Annotated in this window: 22 protein-coding genes; 11 read left to right on the plus strand and 11 right to left on the minus strand. The window is 49.5% G+C overall.

What is annotated here, in order from left to right; genetic code table 11:
- Positions 1 to 43 precede the first annotated feature (43 nt).
- The 4 genes from tenA to thiM are packed head-to-tail and all read right to left on the minus strand — an operon-like array spanning position 44 to position 3062.
- A complete protein-coding gene (gene tenA / locus IEY24_RS16605) occupies positions 44 to 694 on the minus strand; it encodes a thiaminase II (RefSeq protein ID WP_188934037.1) in 651 nt (216 codons plus the stop codon).
- Entirely contained in the window at positions 691 to 1512 is an 822-nt protein-coding gene (gene thiD / locus IEY24_RS16610; protein WP_188934039.1) for a bifunctional hydroxymethylpyrimidine kinase/phosphomethylpyrimidine kinase, read from the minus strand. Before thiD ends, tenA begins: the two co-directional genes overlap by 4 nt.
- A 38-nt stretch (positions 1513 to 1550) precedes the next feature.
- Positions 1551 to 2210 carry a thiamine phosphate synthase gene (thiE, locus tag IEY24_RS16615; RefSeq protein ID WP_188934041.1) on the minus strand — a complete coding sequence of 220 codons (660 nt, stop codon included), beginning with the start codon at positions 2208 to 2210 and terminating at the stop codon, positions 1551 to 1553.
- Between the two features lie 54 nt (positions 2211 to 2264).
- A complete protein-coding gene (gene thiM / locus IEY24_RS16620; RefSeq protein WP_188934043.1) occupies positions 2265 to 3062 on the minus strand; it encodes a hydroxyethylthiazole kinase in 798 nt (265 codons plus the stop codon).
- A gap of 184 nt (positions 3063 to 3246) precedes the next feature.
- Between thiM and hxpB the strand changes: the two genes are divergently transcribed.
- From hxpB to IEY24_RS16635, 3 genes are all read left to right on the plus strand, one after another.
- A complete protein-coding gene (hxpB, locus tag IEY24_RS16625; RefSeq protein WP_188934045.1) occupies positions 3247 to 3921 on the plus strand; it encodes a hexitol phosphatase HxpB in 675 nt (224 codons plus the stop codon).
- A 54-nt stretch (positions 3922 to 3975) separates the two neighbouring features.
- Positions 3976 to 5289, plus strand: coding sequence for a sensor histidine kinase (locus IEY24_RS16630; RefSeq protein ID WP_229222707.1), 1314 nt, complete (start codon positions 3976 to 3978; stop codon positions 5287 to 5289).
- Positions 5290 to 5381: 92 nt separating this feature from the next.
- Entirely contained in the window at positions 5382 to 5810 is a 429-nt protein-coding gene (locus tag IEY24_RS16635; RefSeq protein ID WP_188934049.1) for a hypothetical protein, read from the plus strand.
- A 60-nt stretch (positions 5811 to 5870) separates the two neighbouring features.
- On the opposite strand, the gene IEY24_RS16640 is transcribed toward IEY24_RS16635, so the two are convergent.
- The gene (locus IEY24_RS16640) at positions 5871 to 7562 is read right to left on the minus strand and encodes an amino acid permease (protein ID WP_188934051.1); all 1692 of its coding nucleotides are present in this window, start codon (positions 7560 to 7562) and stop codon (positions 5871 to 5873) included.
- Positions 7563 to 7759: 197 nt separating this feature from the next.
- On the opposite strand from IEY24_RS16640, the gene IEY24_RS16645 reads away from it, so the two are divergent.
- From IEY24_RS16645 to IEY24_RS16655, 3 genes are all read left to right on the plus strand, one after another.
- On the plus strand, positions 7760 to 8545 hold the full coding sequence (locus IEY24_RS16645; RefSeq protein ID WP_188934053.1) for a phosphatidylinositol-specific phospholipase C/glycerophosphodiester phosphodiesterase family protein: 786 nt from the start codon (positions 7760 to 7762) through the stop codon (positions 8543 to 8545).
- 108 nt (positions 8546 to 8653) lie between these two features.
- A complete protein-coding gene (gene eat / locus IEY24_RS16650) occupies positions 8654 to 9991 on the plus strand; it encodes an ethanolamine permease (RefSeq protein ID WP_188934055.1) in 1338 nt (445 codons plus the stop codon).
- Positions 9992 to 10433: 442 nt separating this feature from the next.
- Positions 10434 to 11168: a LytR/AlgR family response regulator transcription factor gene (locus IEY24_RS16655; protein WP_188934057.1), complete on the plus strand. Its 735-nt coding sequence runs from the start codon at positions 10434 to 10436 to the stop codon at positions 11166 to 11168.
- A 430-nt stretch (positions 11169 to 11598) separates the two neighbouring features.
- Here the strand turns inward: IEY24_RS16655 and IEY24_RS16660 are convergent, their stop codons facing one another.
- From IEY24_RS16660 to greA, 5 genes are all read right to left on the minus strand, one after another.
- Positions 11599 to 12861 (minus strand): exo-beta-N-acetylmuramidase NamZ family protein, encoded by a 1263-nt coding sequence (locus tag IEY24_RS16660; RefSeq protein WP_188934059.1) that lies wholly within the window; start codon positions 12859 to 12861, stop codon positions 11599 to 11601.
- Positions 12862 to 12898: 37 nt separating this feature from the next.
- Positions 12899 to 13951: a PA0069 family radical SAM protein gene (locus IEY24_RS16665; RefSeq protein WP_188934061.1), complete on the minus strand. Its 1053-nt coding sequence runs from the start codon at positions 13949 to 13951 to the stop codon at positions 12899 to 12901.
- A gap of 139 nt (positions 13952 to 14090) precedes the next feature.
- Positions 14091 to 15161: a M42 family metallopeptidase gene (locus IEY24_RS16670; protein WP_188934063.1), complete on the minus strand. Its 1071-nt coding sequence runs from the start codon at positions 15159 to 15161 to the stop codon at positions 14091 to 14093.
- Positions 15162 to 15195: 34 nt separating this feature from the next.
- On the minus strand, positions 15196 to 15519 hold the full coding sequence (locus tag IEY24_RS16675; protein ID WP_188934065.1) for a hypothetical protein: 324 nt from the start codon (positions 15517 to 15519) through the stop codon (positions 15196 to 15198).
- A gap of 97 nt (positions 15520 to 15616) precedes the next feature.
- Complete coding sequence (greA, locus tag IEY24_RS16680) at positions 15617 to 16102, minus strand: transcription elongation factor GreA (protein WP_188934067.1); 486 nt, start codon at positions 16100 to 16102, stop codon at positions 15617 to 15619.
- Positions 16103 to 16331: 229 nt separating this feature from the next.
- Here greA and fmt point away from each other — a divergent pair, with 229 nt between their 5' ends.
- From fmt to IEY24_RS16705, 5 genes are all read left to right on the plus strand, one after another.
- Positions 16332 to 17252 carry a methionyl-tRNA formyltransferase gene (gene fmt / locus IEY24_RS16685; RefSeq protein ID WP_229222450.1) on the plus strand — a complete coding sequence of 307 codons (921 nt, stop codon included), beginning with the start codon at positions 16332 to 16334 and terminating at the stop codon, positions 17250 to 17252.
- Positions 17253 to 17261: 9 nt separating this feature from the next.
- Positions 17262 to 17762, plus strand: coding sequence for a dihydrofolate reductase (locus tag IEY24_RS16690; protein ID WP_188934069.1), 501 nt, complete (start codon positions 17262 to 17264; stop codon positions 17760 to 17762).
- A gap of 53 nt (positions 17763 to 17815) precedes the next feature.
- The gene (locus tag IEY24_RS16695) at positions 17816 to 18907 is read left to right on the plus strand and encodes an alpha/beta hydrolase (protein ID WP_188934071.1); all 1092 of its coding nucleotides are present in this window, start codon (positions 17816 to 17818) and stop codon (positions 18905 to 18907) included.
- Between the two features lie 116 nt (positions 18908 to 19023).
- On the plus strand, positions 19024 to 19251 hold the full coding sequence (locus tag IEY24_RS16700) for a hypothetical protein (RefSeq protein WP_188934073.1): 228 nt from the start codon (positions 19024 to 19026) through the stop codon (positions 19249 to 19251).
- The gene (locus IEY24_RS16705) at positions 19244 to 19657 is read left to right on the plus strand and encodes a putative toxin-antitoxin system toxin component, PIN family (RefSeq protein ID WP_188934075.1); all 414 of its coding nucleotides are present in this window, start codon (positions 19244 to 19246) and stop codon (positions 19655 to 19657) included. Before IEY24_RS16700 ends, IEY24_RS16705 begins: the two co-directional genes overlap by 8 nt.
- Positions 19658 to 19722: 65 nt before the next feature.
- On the opposite strand, the gene hslU is transcribed toward IEY24_RS16705, so the two are convergent.
- A complete protein-coding gene (gene hslU, locus IEY24_RS16710; protein WP_188934078.1) occupies positions 19723 to 21114 on the minus strand; it encodes an ATP-dependent protease ATPase subunit HslU in 1392 nt (463 codons plus the stop codon).
- Positions 21115 to 21265 lie beyond the last annotated feature (151 nt).

Consider the following 21265-nt stretch of genomic DNA (forward strand, 5'->3'; position numbering starts at 1 on the left):
GGAGTTTCAGATCGTCACCCATCCATGGTCTATCGAAACTACCTCAAATCGCCCATTGCTCCAACCGATAGGCGCTATCCCAGAACACATATTCCAGCCGCGACGCAGTAACATAAGCCTCCATCATTCTGGCTCGCGTCGTTTCGGAAGCGTTGTCGGCGAGGTGGTCGCAAATAGCCAGTGCCTTCTGCACCGAATGAGCGAAATCTTCGCCAGCGTAAGCATCAATCCAGTTTTGGTAGGGATTTGGAGTGGTTTGGTTGGCGTAAATGTAGTCGCCGATTTGTTTGTAAATCCAAAAGCAGGGAAGCAATGCGGCGACCGTCACTTCGTATGATTCGAATGCGCTCATTGCCATCAGGTAATTCGTATAGGCGAAACAGCCCGGAGCTTTGCCCGATTGGTAGTCGATGACATATTCTTTGAAATACCCCAAATGCAAGGCCCGCTCTACCAGAATGGCATTTTGAGCAAAATGGAGAAAATCCAGCAGCTCGTGGCTGTTACCGGCCTTTGTACCTGCTACCGCCAGCGCCCGTGCAAAATCCGCGAGGTAAAGGGAGTCCTGGTAAATGTAAAATTTAAATTTTTCGAGCGGTAATGTGCCTTCCCTCAGCTCCTGATTAAAAGGATGCAGTTGTATTTTTTCAAAGACCGGTAGCGCTTCCGCCCAGAGCAGGTCGGTAAATTTCATGAAACGATTTGCATTGAAAGTGGTGAAAATGAATGATTCAGCGGGCCGGGACCATGCCCTGTAACGACGTCCTTGCCCTCCCTGATGGCGCCGGCAATATATTCCTTCGCAAAAATGATCGATTCCGCCAGCGAATTGCCCCTGGCCAGGTAGGTAGCAATGGCCGATGACAACGTGCAGCCCGTGCCATGTACGTTCCGGCTTTCGATATAATCCGATTCCAGAATCAGCGGCTCCTGCCCTCTTTGTGCGAGTACGTCGTAAATGGTCGGCGCTACAAGGTGACCGCCTTTGAGCAGCACCGCCTTGCACCCTTTTTCGACCATTTGAATGGCCGCTTCCTTCATGGTTGCCGGGGTTCGGATCCGGCCGCCGATCAGTATTTCGGCTTCGTCCAGGTTAGGCGTAATGAGGTCTGCGCGGGGGAAAAGCTCCTCCCAAAGTACGGCTACCGTTTCGTCCTGAATGAGCTTAGATCCACTGGTAGAAACCATTACCGGATCAAAAACAACAAAACGAGGCCTGAAACGGTCTAGCACATGCGCGATCACGTGTGCTACTTCCACGGTATTGATCATGCCGATTTTAACGGCGTCGACCCTGATATCTTCAAAAACAGCTTCCAACTGTTCCTGCAAAAACGCCGGTGGAACAGGGTGAATGGCCCGCACGCCCTGGGTATTCTGCGCAGTGAGCGCCGTAATGGCCGACATTCCGTATGCACCGAGTGCGGCAATCGTTTTCAGATCGGCCTGGATGCCCGCGCCACCTCCGCTGTCGGATCCGGCGATGGTAAGTACAGTTGGGTAACGATTCATATGGAATGTTTTTGATGGTCAGGAATTGTCAGATGTAGTCAGGAGTTCTTTGTAGCTGGCCACAATATCGACTCCTGAACAATTGTTTTAAGCTCCCGGGCAGCCTCTCGGGGCGATGGCGCGCTGCAAATGGCCGATACTACCGCAATACCGGTCGCGCCGTTCAGTACGGCCTCGCCGGCATTGCCCGGATGAAGCCCGCCGATCACCACCAACGGATGCCGGCTCTGCTGCCGCGCCCATTGCAGCCCGTCGAGTTCCCAGGGCTTTTCGGTGTCGGTTTTGGTAGGCGTATTAAAAAGCGGGCTCACGGCGAGGTACGACAGGTTCCAATGCTCCGCTTCGAGCACGTCGGATTGCTTTTCCGCCGATAATCCAATGATTTTGCCTTCTCCAAGCAACCGATGGGCCATTTGAAAAGGCATATCGCTCTGTCCGATATGCACGCCGTCCGCATCCGCAGCCAATGCTACGTCCACTCGATCGTTAATGATCAACGGGACATTATAAGTTTCCAAAAGGCTTTTCAAGCGTCTCGCGCGATCGATAAATGTCCGGGTAGAAAGCGATTTTTCCCGCAACTGCACCATCGTAACGCCGCCCTTTACCGCCTCTTCCACAACCCAGAAAAAGTCTCGGCCAAGGCATGCGGCCTCGTCGGTCACCAAATACAGTTCGAGATTTGGATTAATATTCATTTCAAAACACAGTTAATCAATTCAAAAATGCCGTCAGGCTTGTAACAACAATACCTATTCAATCCTGATTTTACTTAACTCTGCCAAATGCGCGGGGCTGATGGCCGCTAGGGTGTCCAGAAACGCGATCTGGAACGAACCCGGCAACTTCGCATTCCGGTAGGCCAGCTCTCCGCAGACGCCCATCGTCGCAGCCGCCGACACCGCCGCATCAAACGGATCATTGCAAATTGCCGCAAATGCGCCGGCAATGGCGGACGCTGAGCAACCCATACCCGTCACTTTGGTCATCAATGGCACTCCATTCGAAACCCATCCGGTGCGTGCGCCATGCACGATCACGTCCACTGCGCCGCTCACACTCACAACCGAGCCGAAGCGCGCGCTCAATGCCTGTGCGGCACCAATGCTATCGACGGAATCGGTAGTACTATCGACACCCTTCGTGCGAACGTTTGCGCCAGCTAATGCAAGGATCTCAGAGCCATTCCCCCGGATAATCGTGGGCGGGGCAGTTTCCAGCAACTCAGTAAGCACGTTATTGCGGTAAGGCGTCGCACCTGCGCCCACCGGGTCCAGGATAATGGGTTTGCCCAGTTCGGCAGCCTTTCTCATCGCCAGCTTCATCCCTTCGACCCAATGTGTGGAAAGTGTGCCAATGTTAATCACCAGGGCTCCGGCAATCGCCACCATGTCCTCTACTTCCTCCACGGCGTGCGCCATCACAGGCGACGCCCCCACTGCAAGCAATGCGTTGGCGGTGAAGTTCATCACAACGAAATTGGTAATATTATGCACCAGCGGAGCCGTAGCATGCAGTTTTTCCAGGTTTGCTTCTAATTGAATGACCATCGTTGCTGTTTTTGGGGAGTAAAGGAGAAAAGGGAGGAAGGGGGAAAGGGAAAAAAGAAATGCAGCACTTCCTTCCCTCCTCCCTTTCCTCCCCTTCATCCCTTTTCTCCCTCCACTCCTTCTTCATCACCGACGAATGTAGTAGTTTTGGGTGGTTATCAAAAATTCCCACACTCACCTGATCATGATCAAAGCAGCAATTTTCGACATGGACGGCCTGCTCATAGACTCCGAACCGATGTGGACGGAAGCAGCGCGTTCTGCCATGCAAAAAGTAAATTTTGAAATCACCGACGCACTTCGTCTTCAAAGTACCGGCCTATCCATCAAGCTATTTCTCGATTTTTGTCACAAAATACAGCCATGGAACACACCTTCTTTCGAAGAGCTTGAAATGGAAATACTGGAAAAGGCCCATCACGACATTCTGGCCAATGCCGAAGCTATGCCAGGCGCTATTACATTGATTAAGGAATTGAAAAACCAGGGTCTGAAACTGGCGGTCGCCTCGGCCTCGCACATGGAACTCATCGAGGGCGTATTAAAAAGACTGGAAATTATTGACTATTTTGACACCTGGCATTCCGGTGAGCTGGAAGAACATACCAAGCCGCACCCGGCCGTGTACCTTACTACCGCTAAAAAACTCGGGGTTTTGCCCGAAGAATGCATCGCTTTTGAAGACTCACACGCAGGCCTGCGTTCGGCACACGCGGCGGGCATGGTCACGATCTCGGTACCCGCGGCTGAAGTTTTTGAAGATAAAAAGTTTAATATGGCACATTACAAGATTCCTTCGCTCGAAAAATACATCCTGAGCGAGATGTCCGGTGTGCCGCAAAGTGTGATCGAAAACTAAACCTCGACCCTATCCCGCTTTCCCCGCATGATCGGACTCCGGCATTTCAGTATTATGATTATGATCAGGATAGCAGTGATTGTCCTGAGTGTCGTTGCCCTTGCCTGGCTAGCGTCCAAGCACACCAACGAAACGCTGGTGTACATTCTCGGCACCATATTTATATTCATACAGGGATCGCTGCTGTACCAGTACGTCACGAATGTCAATCGCAAGCTGACCTATTTTCTGGAATCGGTAAGGTATTCGGACTTTACCATCAACTTCCGCTCGGACAATAAGATGGGCCGGACGTTCAAAGAACTTAACCAGCAGTTCAACGAGGTTTTGCTGGCGTTCAGGCAGGCGCGCGCGGAGAAGGAAGCGAATTTGCAATACCTTAATACCATCGTCCAACATATCGGGACTGGCCTTATCACCTTCGACGCCAACGGGCAGGTAAATCTGATCAACAACGCGGCGCTGCGTATGCTGGGTATTTACCGGCTTCATCAACTGGCCGAGCTCAAAGACAAGCACCCGCGTCTCTACGAACTCATTTCGGACCTTGATACCGGCGTACGCGAGCTTTACCGTACGCCCAACGACCAGCCGCTTGCATTGCAGGCAGCCGCCATCCAGCTGCGTGGAATGTGGGTTAAAATTGTGGTTTTGCAAAACATTCAGACCGAGTTGCAGCAACAGGAGGTGGAATCGTGGCAAAACCTTACCCGCGTGCTGCGGCATGAGATCATGAATTCCATGACGCCCATCGTATCCCTTGTGGGCACTATGCGCCTGATCGTGAACGAAGATATCGAACGCTCGACGAGCGACCAGGAGGCGGTAAATGATTTAAAAGAAGCATTATCCACACTCGAAAAGCGCAGCAAAGGCATGATGCAATTTGTAAATGCCTACCGTGACTTTACGACATTACCCAAGCCGGTATTCGCCAACCTGGGCGTAGCAGAGCTGTTGCAGGAAGTTTTACAATTGCTTCAAACCGACCTGACACAATCCGGTGTGATTTGGAAACTGTCTGTAAAACCCGAATTATTGACCGTAAAAGCCGATGCCAGCCAGATTCAGCAGGTATTGATCAACCTTATCAAGAACGCCTCAGAGGCATTTTCGCACCAAACCGAACGGCTCATCACGCTCTCGGCCTACCAGGTTGATGGTACCGTCATAATCGAAGTTGCAGACAATGGAGACGGCATCGAGCCCGAGGCTTTGGAGAACATTTTCATCCCTTTCTACACCACCAAAAAAACAGGCTCAGGCATTGGATTAAGCCTCTCCCGCCAGATTTTACAGCAGCATAACGGCCAGCTCAACGTCGAATCACAGGTTGGAAAAGGAACGGTGTTTACGTTGGAATTTTAGTAGTGCGACGGCTACCGTCGGCGGTCTGAAACGCCCCGTTACAACCATCCCCACCGCCCTGTTGTCCTGCAACAAACCTAAATGAGAACCCGATGAAAAAGTTTGTATTCGTACTCCTGGCCACCATGGCGGTGGCCTGCAAAAGTACCGGTGTGGATAAGAAAGAGCAAGGTATTCAATACAAAGAAACCGTCACACTGAATGACGTTCCAAAGGCTACGCTGACGTTTTTTGAAGTGGAAGACAGCCGTTGCCCGGAAGGTGTGACATGCATTTGGGGCGGCCGGGCGGCAGTTGACCTCCTGCTTGCGGGCGTTACCACCGAGGGGGGAATTAAAGAACACGTCAAAATGTGCCTGGGGACCTGTGACGCCTCAACAGGCTCGGATACGCTGGAAAAGACATTTGCCGGAGAAAAATACAGGCTTGTGCTCGCCGCCGTCAATCCTTACCCGAAGTTCGGTGATTCGACCAGGACCAAAGACAAGTATTCGATACAGCTTAAAATTGAGAAAAAATAGCCAGGCGGCCAAGTGATAACCTAAGCAATCAATGCGAGAAAGGGAAGCCAGCCAGCTTCCCTATTTTTGTGCCAGTTTGCTCTGTTTATATCCATAGCTAAAATAGATCACCAAACCGATCGCCAGCCAGATCACAAATATCAGCCAGTTGGAGGCGCCGAGTTCAGTCATCAGATACAAATTGGTCAGGATTCCGGCCACGGGGAGAGCGGAAAAATTATGCTGATAACTCAATATCGAAAGCGTACACCAGGTGATCCAGAAAATAATCGTGAGTAACTTATGTTCGATAATTTCAGTAAAGCTGAGCATTCTCCATTCAAGAATTATCCCTTGCCCGTAAGTCAGGATTCCCAGTATCGCCAGAAAGAACAATATACCCACCAGGTATTTCCCATTAATATATGGCACGCGGAATTTGGAACGTGCGGAAATGCCTTTATGGTCGAGGTAAAGCACACCGCCACACACGAGGATGAATGCAAAGAAAGTCCCCACGCTCGTCAGGTCGACGAAGAAATCCATTTTGAAAAACAATGCAGGAATACCTACGACAAAACCGGTTACAATTGTTGCGAAAGAAGGCGTCTGATACTTAGGGTGGATTTTGGCGAAACGTTTCCATAGCAGGCCATCGCGGCTCATGGTCATCCAGATCCTCGGCTGGCCCAATTGATAAACCAGCAATGCACTGGTGATGGCGATCACAGAGCTTACCGATATAACGCCGGCCATAAAATCCAGGCCATTCTTTTGGAATACAAATGCCAGCGGGTCGCTCACTTTCAGTTCGGTATAATTCACCATTCCGGTCAGCACGAGCGTGATCAATACATATAATACGGTACAAATGACCAGGCAATAAATCATCGCTTTGGGCATATCCTGCTGCGGGTTACGGCATTCCTCGGCAGTCGTTGAAATTGAATCAAAGCCAATGAACGCGAAGAACACGGCAGCGACGCCACTCAGTACGCCTTTCACGCCGTTAGGGGCAAATGGGGACCAGTTTTCAGGTTTTACATAAAATGCGCCTGCCAGGATTACGAGTAACACGACTGCCACTTTCAACACCACCATGATATTGCTGGCCGTCCGCGATTCGCGTATCCCGATGTAAACCAATGCGGTAATGAGCAGGGTTACCAAACCGGCGGGCAGGTTGAGCAAAATGTGAAAATCACCGATCATCGGGGCTGACTCATAGGCCGCCGCAGCAACACGCTCATAGTCCGACAATTGAGCCGCGCCCGAAACCTGCAATTTCTGAAAGGCCTCCCGCGCCGTTTCACCGTTGATCGTAAGCCAGCCCGGCAATGTAATGCCAAAACCTTTGAGCATACTTACAAAGTACTCCGACCATGAAATGGCCACAACCATATTGGAAACGGCATATTCGAGGATAAGCGCCCAACCGATGATCCACGCGAACAACTCGCCGAAAGCCACGTACGCATAGGTATACGCACTACCTGAAACAGGCACCGTGCTGGCGAACTGCGCGTACGACAGCGCCGTGAATACGCATGCGATGGCCGTAAAAACAAAGAGCAGCGACACCGCCGGTCCGCCATTATAGCTCGCCAGACCAATGGTACTGAAAATCCCCGCGCCCACAATGGCTGCGATACCAAGCGACACCAGGTCGCGCACGCCCAGCACTTTGGCTAAGCCTCCCTCACTTCCCGAATGGGCATCTTTCAGAATCTGGTCAACAGTTTTTTTTCGGAAAAGAGGAGAATTCTGGCTCATGCAGGCGTCAATTATCAGGTATCAGTTTTTAATAAGTAAGGCTAAAAATAATGATATTCTAAAACGATCCGGGCATTGGCCGAAAATTTGTTCCTTTTATCCCAAAAAATCAGTAGAAAATTCTTCGATAGGGAAATCAAACAGGTAACGATTGCGTTATCGAACTAATCTCTTTACTCCGATCCATCTATTTGCCCATGAAAAAAATCACTACATTATTCATCAGCTTCACCCTATCTATTCAATTCATTGCTGCCCAGAGCGTTAAGTCTTATTCTACGGCCCAGGCACATTCCCACAATGACTATGAAAGGGTACGCCCGTTTACGGACGCTTATGAGCAGCAGTTCGGGTCGGTGGAGGCCGATATTTTCCTCGTCAACGACACTCTTTTTGTAGCCCATAACCTGAAAGACATCCGGCCCAATCGTACTTTTAAGGCATTATACCTTCTTCCCATTCTTGAAAAAACCGAACAGAATGGCGGGCGTATTTATTCTCAGGACAATATTCCACTGCAATTGCTGATCGATCTCAAAACAGAAGGCGAACCCACACTGGCAGCGTTGATCAAGGTACTGGAACCGTATAAGAACATCTTTGCACCTGCCGGCAGTGTCAAAGTCGTCGTCAGCGGCAATGTCCCTGATCCGACGCTGTTCGAGCAATACCCTGACTTCATTTATTTCGACGGTCGTCCCGAAAACGCTTATACACCGGCGCAGATGGCACATGTAGGGCTGATCAGCCAGGCATTTCAAAAATATTCCAACTGGAACGGCGAAGGCCCTATTTTGGAGAAGGACAAAAAGAAGATCCAGAAAATGATCACCGAGGTACACGACAAGGGCAAAAAGGTGCGGATATGGGCCACACCCGACAATATCAACTCCTGGAAAACCATGATGGCGCTGGGCGTCGATTACCTCAATACCGACAAAGTCCGCGAACTCGGCGATTACCTTCGCACTGCTCCGAGGTAGTTTTACAAAACAAAATACCGCCCAAGATATTTTTTCAATAGTATCAAATGGCTTTGGGAGAGTTATAGACTATATTGTACTGCCATCAATTAGTCTAACCTGTCCTTCATGTCTGCCGAACAAACCGCCACGCTTAAAAAAGTCCTCAAACCGATCCACCTCTGGGCCATAGCCGTCGGGCTTGTCATTTCAGGCGAATATTTTGGCTGGAATTACGGATGGGGCGTGTCCGGAACCGTTGGCTTTCTCATTGCAACGCTGGTCGTGACAGTGATGTATGTGACGTTTATTTTCAGCTTCACCGAGCTAACGACTTCCATTCCGCAAGCAGGCGGGCCGTTTTCTTATTCCTACCGGGCATTTGGCTGGTGGGGCGGCCTTATAGCAGGCTATGCCACGTTGGTGGAATTTTTGGTAACGCCGCCGGCCATCGCATTCGCGTTGGGCAGCTATACCCATTTTTTGTATCCCAATTTGCAGGTACTGGAAGTCGCGTTCGCTTGCTATGCCATATTCATCCTGATTAACCTGCTTGGAATTAAGGAATCGGCCACTTTTTCACTCGTGGTCACTGTGCTGGCGGTAGTGGAGCTATTGATTTACATCGGCATCGTTGCGCCTCATTTTTCGTATGAGACATTTGTTTCGGAACCGATGCCTTTCGGCTGGGCGGGTGTCTTCGCCGCATTGCCTTTCGCGATCTGGTTCTACCTGGCGATCGAGGGCGTGGCAATGGTTGCCGAAGAGGTAGAAGATCCGAAAAAGACCATTTCACGCGGCTACATTTACGGCATCCTCACGTTGGTGGTGCTCGCACTTGCCGTGATGGTATTCACCGGCGGCGTTGCGCCATGGCAGCAACTCAGCCACATCGACTACCCCCTTCCGGCTGCGCTCGGTATCGTGCTCGGACGTGACAGTGGGCTCACCCAGCTCTTCGCCAGCCTGGGCCTTTTTGGTCTTATCGCCTCCTTTCACGGTACAATTATCGGCTATTCCCGACAAATCTACGCCCTCGCGCGCGAAGGTTACCTGCCTTCGTTCCTTGGAAATGTGAATGCCCGGTTTCAGACGCCGCACTGGGCGCTTCTCGCGGGAGGTATCGCGGGTTGCCTGGCATTGTCGCTCGGTACGACCGACCAGGTGATCATCCTCGCTGCATTAGGCGCGGTGGTAATGTACATCATCAGCATGGTGGCGTTGTTTGCTTTAAGAAATAAAGAACCGGAGCTCGAAAGACCCTTTAAGGTCCCGGCATTCCCCTACTTTCCGGCCATCGCCCTCGCGATTTCCGTGCTCTGCCTGATTGCGATCGTATATTACAACTGGAAACTTAGCCTCTGGTTCTTTGGCGGACTGGCGGTTATCGCAATGCTCTTCGGGCTGACAGGTCGCCACAAAAGCCTGGAAACCGTGCAACGCCCGGAGGAACAGCGTCACCCATAGTCCGAAAAAACAGCGCGTCCGGTGTAAACAGCTATTCTCCACCGGTTTTCGCTTCACCCATCAACAGGCTTTTGGTCGTAAAATGTGTTGCATTCAACAACCCGAAAAACTCCCGAACCACGGTAATTAGAGAATCTAATTATGCAAATATTTAGTTAAATAGACCAAACTTAAAAATTTGGTTTTGTTGAGCCTCATAATAAAACTATTACTACAAACTAACAATCCCTTGTGCAATAAGGCATTTTGCTTTTATTTTAAAGGCGGGATGCGTAAACGGCGGTATCTGATGGATAATTCGATATATTCGGCCAATCCAACGTTATAATTAATTCGTATATTATCCTATTATTTGTACACTAACGGCTCTTTAACCGCGGCTGCTTCAAAACGTAAACCTTTACATTCACATTAAGGCAGGCAAAGGCTGGCTATATCAAAGATGAATATTCTAATCGTTGAAGACGACTTTATCATTGCGAAACATCTCCAATTTTTGCTTAATGGTTTTGGCTACCAGGCAAATGATATTGCGACCGATTACACGACAGCCACTGAACTACTCGACAGCAAGGTTTTTCACCTGGCTCTTCTGGATATCAACCTCAATGGTTATCAAACGGGTATCGACCTGGCGCATTACATACGGGAGAATTTCAAAATCCCTTTTCTGTTTCTCTCGGCCCACGACGACATTGCGGTAGTCAATGCGGCATTGCAGGCTGCACCACACGCATTTTTACAAAAGCCTTTTCAAAAAATCACGGTATATACGGCTGTGAAGCTGGCGCTGAAGAATTACCGCCTGGCCGCGCTCGCTGGTGAAACTACCTCGGAGGAGAAGGAAGACACGACGGTCATCACCGACGCGCTTTTTATCAAGGAAAAGCACATGTTCACCAAAATCATGCTCACGGACATCCTATATATCCGCAGCGATGACAACTACCTGGAGCTCCACACGACAAAGAAAAAATATACCATCCGCGAAACGCTGAAAAACATGCTTCAGCAGCTTCCGACCAACTATTTTTTCCGCGTACACAAGTCGTTTATCATCAATCTCAACGCCATTACGGCCATAGACTATGTACACGTGATGATCAACGACATTGAAATCCCGATCACGAATGATAACCGGACTGAACTCCTCAGTCGAATAAAAACATTCTCCTGATTTTTTGTATTATCAGGAGAAAAAACGGTTACTTACGATTTACAGGATTTCACCCCAAGAAACTTATACTTCACCCCTTTGATTTGTAGAGGAGTTACATGCGAAGTAATTTTATAGCACGTAAACACCCTCTTCTATTATTTCATATATACTTTACCCCGACAGAAGGCCTGGGCTTCAATAAATTTTAAGATTTTTATGAGGTCCAGGCATCTGTTTCACTACAAAAAACGTAATTAGGTCGATTGAGCATTTTTGGCATGATACTGAGCATTATGCACACATTTGTTTCTCAAACGCACACGGCACATACATATATAACCTAAACTAAATCGCTATCAGTTTTAATTAAATATCGTTGAGAATAATTAAACATCCCTGGGAAGTATCCCTGGGATGTTTTGTTTAAAATCTCCTGTATTTGAGCATTTTAAGGATAAATCATATACTTCTTTCGCATCTCCCTGAACTGGCCAAGTCCTGGCTCCCAGCTTTTCCGTATATCGTTTTCCGGTGTTCCGGCGATAATCTGCTTTTTGAGGTTTTCCGTTCCTGACAGCTTGTCAAAATTGCCCATTTGCTTGCTTTGACTCATGTCGAAGAACTTCTCCTTGTCGGGATACGCCTTGTAGAGGTCTATCAGCCATTTCAGATTGAGCTTGCCACTTTTCCGGATTTCTTTCAGGTCATATTTCCGTAAATCGAGTCCGTAGCATTCCTGGTCCTGATGCAATGGCGTTTCGCTCATGCCTTTGATGCTGTGTGGTGTAAAGGAAAAGTCGTACTTACCTTTCAGCAACGGAGCTCCCAACACCGTGAAGGGCATGTAAGTACCACGCCCCTGGCTCAGAATGGTGCCTTCAAACAAGCAAATATGCGGGTACAGCATCACCGATTGCTGCGTATTGAGGTTCGGCGACGGCATCACGGGTAAAACGTAAGGCGTGTCATGCGTATAATCGGCCACTTTGATGATCTTCAACCTGCATTGCATTTTGTTGGGCAACCAACCCTCTCCGTTGATCATCTGCGCAAACTCGGCTATCGTGAGGCCATGCGAGATCGGTATTTTGTACATCCCGATTCCCGAACGCAGGTGATCTTCGAGGATCGGCCCGTCGACCAGGAAGCCGTTCGGGTTCGGGCGGTCAAGAATGAGCATTTCCTTGTTACTCTCCGCACATGCCTCCATTACGTGCCCGAGCGTGTTGATATACGTGTAAAAGCGCGCGCCCACGTCCTGAATGTCGAAGATCATAAGGTCAATGGCCGCCATTTGTTCTTTCGTGGGCTTTTTGAGCTTTCCATAAAGTGAAATGGCAGGGATACCGGTTTTCGGATCAACACTATCGTTCACCTTGTCGCCATTGCTGGCCGTGCCGCGGAAGCCGTGTTCCGGGCCGAAAATGGTAACGATATTCACCCCTAATGCAACCAGGCTGTCCACGATCGGTTTTGTACCAATGATAGAAGTCTGGTTGACTACTATACCGACCTTTTTACCTTTCAAATAATCGAGATATTGCGATACCTGGTCTGCACCGGTGGTCGGGCTTTTCGCTTTGAACAGATCTTCGGGCGCCGCGGAAAGCGAATCCGCCATCTCGGCGCTCTTTTGAGATGTCGAATTGACGCAGTTGCTATTGACAGCTAATGCTGCGCTTAGGCCTACGGCCAATGCCAGTGTTTTCATGTGGTTGGGATTAGGACGACTAAAATAGGTTTTTTAGCTAAAACAACCGCATCTGCCCCGCCCGCATAAACTGGGAAGTATCCAAAGGCGGCAGTTCCCGTCCGGCCAGGTATTTCCTGCACGAATGGTCGTGCAACTGCCGGATGTGCTCCGCGAAGTTGCCTTCTCCTACCATCCTGATCCCAAACCGCGAATCGTTCACCACACCTCCATGGCATTCTTTGATCTGACTTAAAACCTTCGCCGCCCGGTCGGGAAAATGGTGGTGGATCCATTCGTCAAACAATGTCGAAATAGCGCCATTCAGCCGTACCACCGTGTAATGCGACCATAATGCCCCGTTTTCGGCAATCGCTTGTATCAGCGAAGGTATTTCCTGGTCGTTCAGCCCCGGGATGATCGGCGCCGTCATAACGCCCGTCGGAATACCCGCTTCGCTCAATGTTTTCAGCACCTGCAAACGCCTTTTACCGGTAACCGTCCGTGGCTCCAATGCGCTGCGCAATTCTTCATTCAGCGAAGTGATCGAAAGCGCCGCGTGCACGAGGTTGAGTTTCGCCATTTTTTCAAGAACGTCCAGATCGCGAAGTATCAATGCATTTTTGGTCAAAATGCTCACCGGGTTACGGTATCGCAGACATATTTCCAGCAGCTGCCGCGTCAATCGGTATTTCTTTTCTCCCGGCTGATAACAATCTGTGTTACCGGAAATGTGAATCTGGTGCGGTACCCATTTCTTTGAATTAAACAGCTTTTCCAGTAATTGCGGTGCATTCTTTTTCACGACAATCTTAGTCTCGAAATCCAGCCCGGCCGAAAAGCCCCAATACTCGTGTGAGTTTCTTGCGTAGCAATAGATGCAACCATGCTCACAGCCCCGGTAAGGGTTAATGGAGTGAAAATTAGGTAAATCAGGACTGTCCGAAACGCTCATGAGCGTCTTGGATTCCTCTTCGATGAATTGTGTTTTGGGATTTACCTCGGGATCTTCCCACTGCTGCCAGTCTTCGGAGGTGTACTCGATCTCGTGTTTGAAGAATTTGTTGGGCGTGTTGATAGCAGCCCCGCGCCCGCGTGCCCGGTTGTCCATTGTTTTCCAGTAAGTTGATGAAGTTATGAAGTATGCTAACGAAGGTGTGTGTTGCTTTGTCAGGCTGAGCGCAGTCGAAGCCCATGCGATGACGTCGTCGCAAAGACCCTTCGAATACGCTCAGGGTGACATTAACGCATTACTTAATGTACCTGAAATCCTCGTCCCCTTTCAGCGACAGCAGCACGTCGTACATCAGTTGTATTACATTCTGCACGTCCTCCTTGGAAACCATTTCCACGGTGGTATGCATGTATTTCAATGGTAATGAGATCAACGCGGAAGCAATACCTTCTGTGGAGTAGGCAAATGAATCCGTATCCGTACCGGTCGACCGGCTAACCGCCTGGCGCTGGAAAGGAATGTTTTTCTCCTCAGCTACACGGATCAGCAGGTCGCGTACATTGTTCTGTACCGCCGGACCATAACATATCACCGGCCCGCTGCCGCATTTCAGGTCGCCCTGCTCCTTTTTGTTGTACATCGGCGACTGCGTGTCGTGCGTTACGTCCGTACAAATCGCAAGGTCAGGCTTCAAGCGGCGCGAAATCATTTCGGCACCGCGAAGGCCGATTTCCTCCTGCACCGCATTCACCACATATAATGTAAAAGGCAGCTTCACATTGTTCTCGTGCAGCTTACGCGCTACCTCCGCGATCATGTATCCGCCCATGCGGTTGTCGAGCGCGCGGCCGAGGTAATATTTACCGTTCAGTTCATCGAGGCCATCCGCGAATGTCACGACGGTACCTACGTGAATGCCCATTTCAATCACTTCCTCCTTTTTGGCAGCGCCTACATCGATGAAAAGCTCATGTACTTTGGGCACCTGGTCTTTGGCGGTATCGCGTACGTGGATCGCGGGCCAGCCAAAAACGCCTTTCACGACGCCTTTGGCCGTATGCAGGTTCACACGCATCGAAGGCGCGATAGCTGCATCCGAACCGCCGTTGCGGCGAACGTGGATGTAGCCGTCTTCGGAAATGTAGTTCACAAACCACGAAATCTCGTCGGAATGCGCTTCTATCACCACTTTGTAATCCTGGCCGGGACCGATAACCCCCACTGCCGTTCCATACACATCGATAATCTGTTCTTCAATATATGGCTTGATATAGTCGAGCCATATCTGCTGCCCCGTCGATTCGAAGCCGGTTGGCGAAGCATTATTCAGGTACTTATAAAGAAACTCTGTGCTCTGATCTGACATATTTTTAAATTAAATAACGACTGAAACTCCGTTCTTAAAGGTACTTCCACCAGGCCCAGAACCGTCGCCTCCGCAGATACCCGAGGTCGCGCTCGTGGGCGTAGGCCTCCTTTTCAAACGAAATATGAAGATAGGCTAAATAATGATTTCTGAATTGTACGAATCGGATTAAATATTCGACCAAATACCAGATATAAAAGATAACCAGCCCGAGTTCAAGCTGTTGCTTCAAATGAATGCGCTCATGATTGAGTAAATAACGCGAAGGCCCTTTTCGCTTCAATAAAATGAACGGAAACAACGCCATCCCGTCGACGCGGAGGGAGGGAACGGTAAGGAGGAAACCTTTGATGCGCATAGTGGTGTGGGGCTGGGGTTCATCACAAATCTCCACAAAAAAGTTGGGTTGCGAAATGATGTCATTCCGCAACCCAACCCATCAAATCTATAACTTATTATTCGCCTGTGAAACGGCTGATGTCGAGCACTTCAAACTCCATCATACCGGCAGGAACCTTGATTTCCGTTGTTTCTCCTACTTTTTTACCCAGCAACCCCTTGCCGATCGGCGAACCTACCGAGATTTTGCCTGTTTTCAGGTCCGCCTCTTCTTCCGATACCAATGTGTAGGTCACTTCCATTCCATTCTTACGGTTTTTGATCTTCACCTTCGAAAGAACTGAAACCTGAGAAGTGTCCATCGACGACTCGTCGATAACGCGTGCGTTGGACATAATTTCTTCCAGTTTGGCGATTTTCATTTCGTGCATACCCTGCGCGTCTTTCGCCGCATCGTACTCCGCATTTTCACTCAAATCACCTTTATCCCGCGCTTCTGCAATTTGTCGTGCAATCTCCGTGCGGCCTTTGGTTTTCATCTCATTCAGCTCGTTCCTCAGCTTGTTTAGTCCTTCTTCCGTATAGTATGAAATTTTAGCCATGACCTTTAATTTGTTTATAAGTCTTTTGATTTTTGAAATTTTACATAAAAAAAAAGAACGGCTCGAAGACCGCTCTACAGAGTAATGGAAACTCTCGTAGAAGGCTAGAAGACCTTTTCTTTTCGGTTGATATATGATTTTGTGTTCACCATAATTTTCTGTTAAGAACGACAAAATTAACAATATTTGTGAATGGTAGCACCATTTTTATCCAAAAGCGCCATCTGATATGTCAAATCCGTTGAGAATTATTTTCATGGGAACGCCCGAATTTGCGGTCCCGAGTTTACAAAGTCTGGTCGAAAGCAATTCTAATGTTGTGGCCGTCGTAACTGTTCCCGACAAGCCTGCGGGCCGGGGGCAGAAGCAAACGGCATCACCTGTCAAAATATACGCAGAGTCGCAGGGTATACCCGTTTTACAGCCTGAAAAGCTGAAAAACCCGGCCTTTCTGGAAGAACTGAAATCCTACAACGCCGACCTGCAGGTGGTAGTGGCATTCCGGATGCTCCCCGAGGTAGTCTGGAGTATGCCGTCGAAAGGCACATTCAACCTCCACAGCTCCCTACTGCCCCAGTATCGCGGGGCGGCGCCCATCAACTGGGCCGTCATCAATGGCGAAACAGAAACCGGCGTGACGACCTTTTTCATCGAAAAGGACATCGACACCGGCAAGATTATCTTCCAGGACAAAGAGCCCATTTTCCCGGAAGACAATGCGGGCACATTATACGAGCGCCTCATGCGCAAAGGTGCGGACCTGGTTGTGAGAACCGTGCGCGCCATTCAGGAAGGCAGCTACCCGCAGGAGCCGCAATCCGAGCCCGAAGACATTAAAACCGCCCCAAAGATCTTTCGCGAGACCTGTGAGATCGACTGGAACAGGTCGGCAACCGAAATTCATAACTTCGTACGGGGCCTTTCGCCCTATCCGGCCGCCTGGACGACTTTGAACGGCCTTTCCTGTAAGGTTTTTAAAACAAAACCTATTGATTCAGAAGGCAATTCTGAACCGGGCGAATACCACAGCGACGGCAAATCCTACCTGCATTTCCGTACCGGCGATGGCTGGTTAGCCATCGAAGAATTACAAATTGAGGGAAAGAAGCGGATGGCGGTGGGGGATTTTTTGAGGGGATATAAATTGTAAATCAAACAAATGCACATTTCAATCATCGTAGCGGCAGCCGAAAACGGCGCTATCGGTAAGGATAATCAGCTACTCTGGCGACTGCCGGACGATCTTAAACGCTTTAAACAACTTACGCTAGGGCACCCGATGATCATGGGTCGAAAGACGTTCGAGTCGATCGGAAAACCGCTGCCGGGGCGGACATCCATTGTCGTCACGAGGAGCCCCGATTTTGCGTTTGAGGGCGTAATAGTCGCCCATTCATTGCAGGAAGCTTTGAAAAAGGCCGGAGAAATTGACGGAGAGGAAGTTTGCATTGTAGGCGGGGGCGAGATTTACAAACAGTCACAAACGGTTGCCACCCACATTTACCTCACCAAAGTTCATACCGAAATCGAGGGCGATACCTTTTTCGAAATCCTGGAACCCAATGCCTGGATTGAGGCGGGAAGAATCCTTCATGAGCCCGACGACCGTCATATTTTTCGATTTGAGTTTATAAATTATATTAAAAAAGCTGATAAATAAGTACTTTTGCCCCCTCATAACCCGAAGTGACTCAATGAAAGTACCAGAGTAGAATGCAAGTAGAAGTTGACACCCTTACCATTGTATTAAGCACATTACCATTCGATAACCGTCCGGTTTTTGTCACTGGCAATTTTTGCAAGTGGCTCCCCGACCTGGAAGAATACCGCATGACGATGGTGAGCCCGGGCAATTACCGGTATCAATTCCCCGAAGACTCGGAATTACCCGATCCTATTGAATATAAATATACCCGTGGCGGCTGGAACCAGGTAGAGCTCGACCGCGCAGGAAAGCCTTACGGCAACCGCATTATCAAAGCCGGCGAAACGCTGGTAAAGGACAATGTAATCCGCTGGCAAACCGACATTTCGGCCAAAACCGACCTTTCCCCCATCGTTGAAACGGTTTCGGAAGCATTTGAAATCACGCAGTTCAGCCGTACCCGCCGCGTGCGCGTGCTGCTTCCACACGACTACTACGAAAATCCCGACCAGCACTACCCGGTACTTTACATGACCGACGGCCAGAACCTGCTTGGAGAAGGTTCGGAATATGGTAACTGGGAAATAGACAAAAGTCTCGCCACGCTGGCGAAGGAGCACAAGGCCGGCGTGATTGTAGTCGCGGTCGACCATGGCGAAGAGGACCGGGTGCAGGAGCTTTCTCCATACGACAACCCGAAGCTGGGCAAAGGGCACGGAGCCAAATTTCTCCAATTTATTTCAGGACCGCTCAAAACACATATTGATGCCAGGTACCGTACGAAAACCGACCGGCTCAACACGGGCATCGGAGGAAGTTCTGTCGGTGGCCTGCTAAGCATTTATGCAGCCCTGATGTTCCCGCAGACATTCGGAAAGTTCATGGTATTTTCACCGGCGCTGTGGATTTCGGAGAAAGTCCATTTCGATGCCGTCCATTTTTTCGAGCCGTTCGAAACCCGCATTTACCTCTACGCCGGCGGCAAAGAAGGCAGCCACATGATTCCGAACGTGACAAAGCTCCAAGAAACGCTGGAAACACAAAGCTTCGGTTACAGCCGCGTAAAAATCAAATCATCGATAGACACCAAAGGCGAACACGCAGAAAAACAATGGAACAAAGAGTTTCCGAAAGCTTTTGAGTGGTTGTTTTTTGAGTGAAGGAAGAAGGGAGGAAGGTGTTTAAAACTTCCATTCCTCCCCTTCCTCCCCTTCCTCCCCTTCCTCCCTTTCCTCCCTAAAATAAAATTTCGTATCTTTGATTAAGCTCGAAGAATATGGAAACGATTGTGATTGAAGTGGATGACCTTGTAGCCGAGGCATGGCGCAATGCGCCGGAAGCGGCCAGGAAGGCTATTCGCAATAAAATCAACATTTCGCTTGCCGAAGAGCTAATTACGAATCCTACTCAAGAATATACTTCGTTCCTTCAAACTTTAAGATCTGAAATGTCATCGGCCGGCCTGACCCAGGAGGAGCTGGATAACATTATCAGGGATGAGTAGACCACTCATTGTCATCGATACAAATGTGTTCATCAGCGCCCAGCTGATAGAAAACTCTGTAAGCGCGCAAGTCTTCGACAAAGCTCTTCAAATTGGCGGGATAGCGCTTAGTCAAGAACTTCTAAATGAGTACACCCATGTACTTTATCGCAAAAAACTGGATAAATACCTCTCCGAAGATAGACGGCAGGTTATTTTAAGAAAAATCAGGGAAAATTCGATAATGTTTAGCCCAACGATCAAGATCAGCGAATGCCGGGACAAGAAGGACAATATGATCCTGGAACTGGCGCTTACTTGTGATGCCATATGCATTGTAACAGGCGATGCAGACCTAAACGTAATGCACTCATTCCGGTCTATTCCCATTTTGTCAGGAGCAGCGTTTTTAGTAACATTTGCTTAAACAAAAAGGAAGAAAGGGAGAACGGAAGCAATAGAATCCCTTCCTCCATCCTCCCTTTCCTCCTTTTAAAGAATATACTGGCTCAAATCCCTGTTCTTCACCAGTGCCGACAGTCTGTCCAGCACCATTTCGGCGGTAATGGCGATGTGCGAACCGTCGCCGATGACGTCGGGGATATCAAACATAAAATCGTTGAGGAGTGAGCTCATGACAGTCTGAAGGCGGCGGGCACCAATATTTTCGACTTCGCTGTTTACTTCGAACGCAATGCGGGCAATCTCGCGTAATGCGCCGTCTTCAAATTCCAGCTCTACACCCTCGGACTCCATCATGGCGCTGTATTGCTTCGTCAATGCGTTTTTAGGCGCTTTCAGTATCTGGTAAAAATCACCTTCCGTAAGGCTGTTGAGCTCGACACGGATCGGAAAGCGTCCTTGCAGCTCGGGAATCAGGTCCGACGGCTTGGCGACGTGGAATGCGCCCGCAGCGATGAAGAGAATGTGATCGGTCTGGATCACGCCGTGTTTGGTATTGACAGCACTTCCTTCGACAATCGGCAGCAGGTCGCGCTGCACGCCTTCCCGGCTCACGTCCGGACCGCTTCCCCCGGAGCGGCTGGATGCGACCTTGTCGATCTCGTCGATGAAGATAATACCCAGGTTTTCAGCCTTTTGGATGGCTTCCAATTTTACCTCGTCCATATCGATCAGCTTGGAAGCTTCTTCGTCCAGAAGCAGTTTGCGCGCTTCCTCGACGGTCACTTTCCGCTTTTTACCCCGGCGTGGCATCATATTCCCGATCATCTCCTGAATATTCATCATCGAAACATCATCGACTGCCCCACCGATCATGCCCACATTAGGCATTTGGTTTTGCTGAATTTCAATCTCGATTTTGCGGCTGTCGAGCTCGCCGTTCCGTATCTTCTCGCGGAAGCGCTCGCGGGTACGCTGGTTGAGCTCGGCATCGCTCTGGGGCATTTCGTCGGAACCGTTTTCGGTTACCGGCTTTACCGGACCCGACCCGTGAACAGGCGGAATCAGTGCATCAAGGATAATATCTTCCACAACCTGCTCGGCTTTGATCTTCACTTCTTCCTTTTTCTGTGTCCGTACCATGCCTACCGCCTGCTCCACAAGGTCGCGGACCATGCTTTCTACGTCGCGGCCCACGTAACCGACCTCCGTAAATTTGGAAGCTTCCACTTTCACGAACGGAGCATCGGCAATTTTCGCCAGTCGGCGGGCGATTTCCGTTTTACCGACACCCGTGGCTCCTATCATTAATATGTTGTTCGGGATAATTTCCCGTTGAATGTCCTCGGGACTGTTCATTCGCCTCCACCTGTTCCGCAGTGCGATCGCCACATTGCGTTTCGCGTCATTTTGTCCGATGATATATTGGTCAAGCTCGAAAACGATCTGACGCGGTGTAAGACGGTTAAGATGTTCTGTCATTTTGATTGCTATGGGTTCAAAACCCGATTTACCCTACCACATTCTGAAAGAGTGCGATCCGTAGACCAGGAATTTATGTGTAAAGATTTTTTGAAGGCTGTCGGTCGCCTCCGTCCCCTAACGTTAAAAAGAACTATGCCGGTACAAAATG

The sequence above is a fragment of the Dyadobacter endophyticus genome, assembly GCF_014641595.1.
GTDB lineage: Bacteria > Bacteroidota > Bacteroidia > Cytophagales > Spirosomataceae > Dyadobacter > Dyadobacter endophyticus.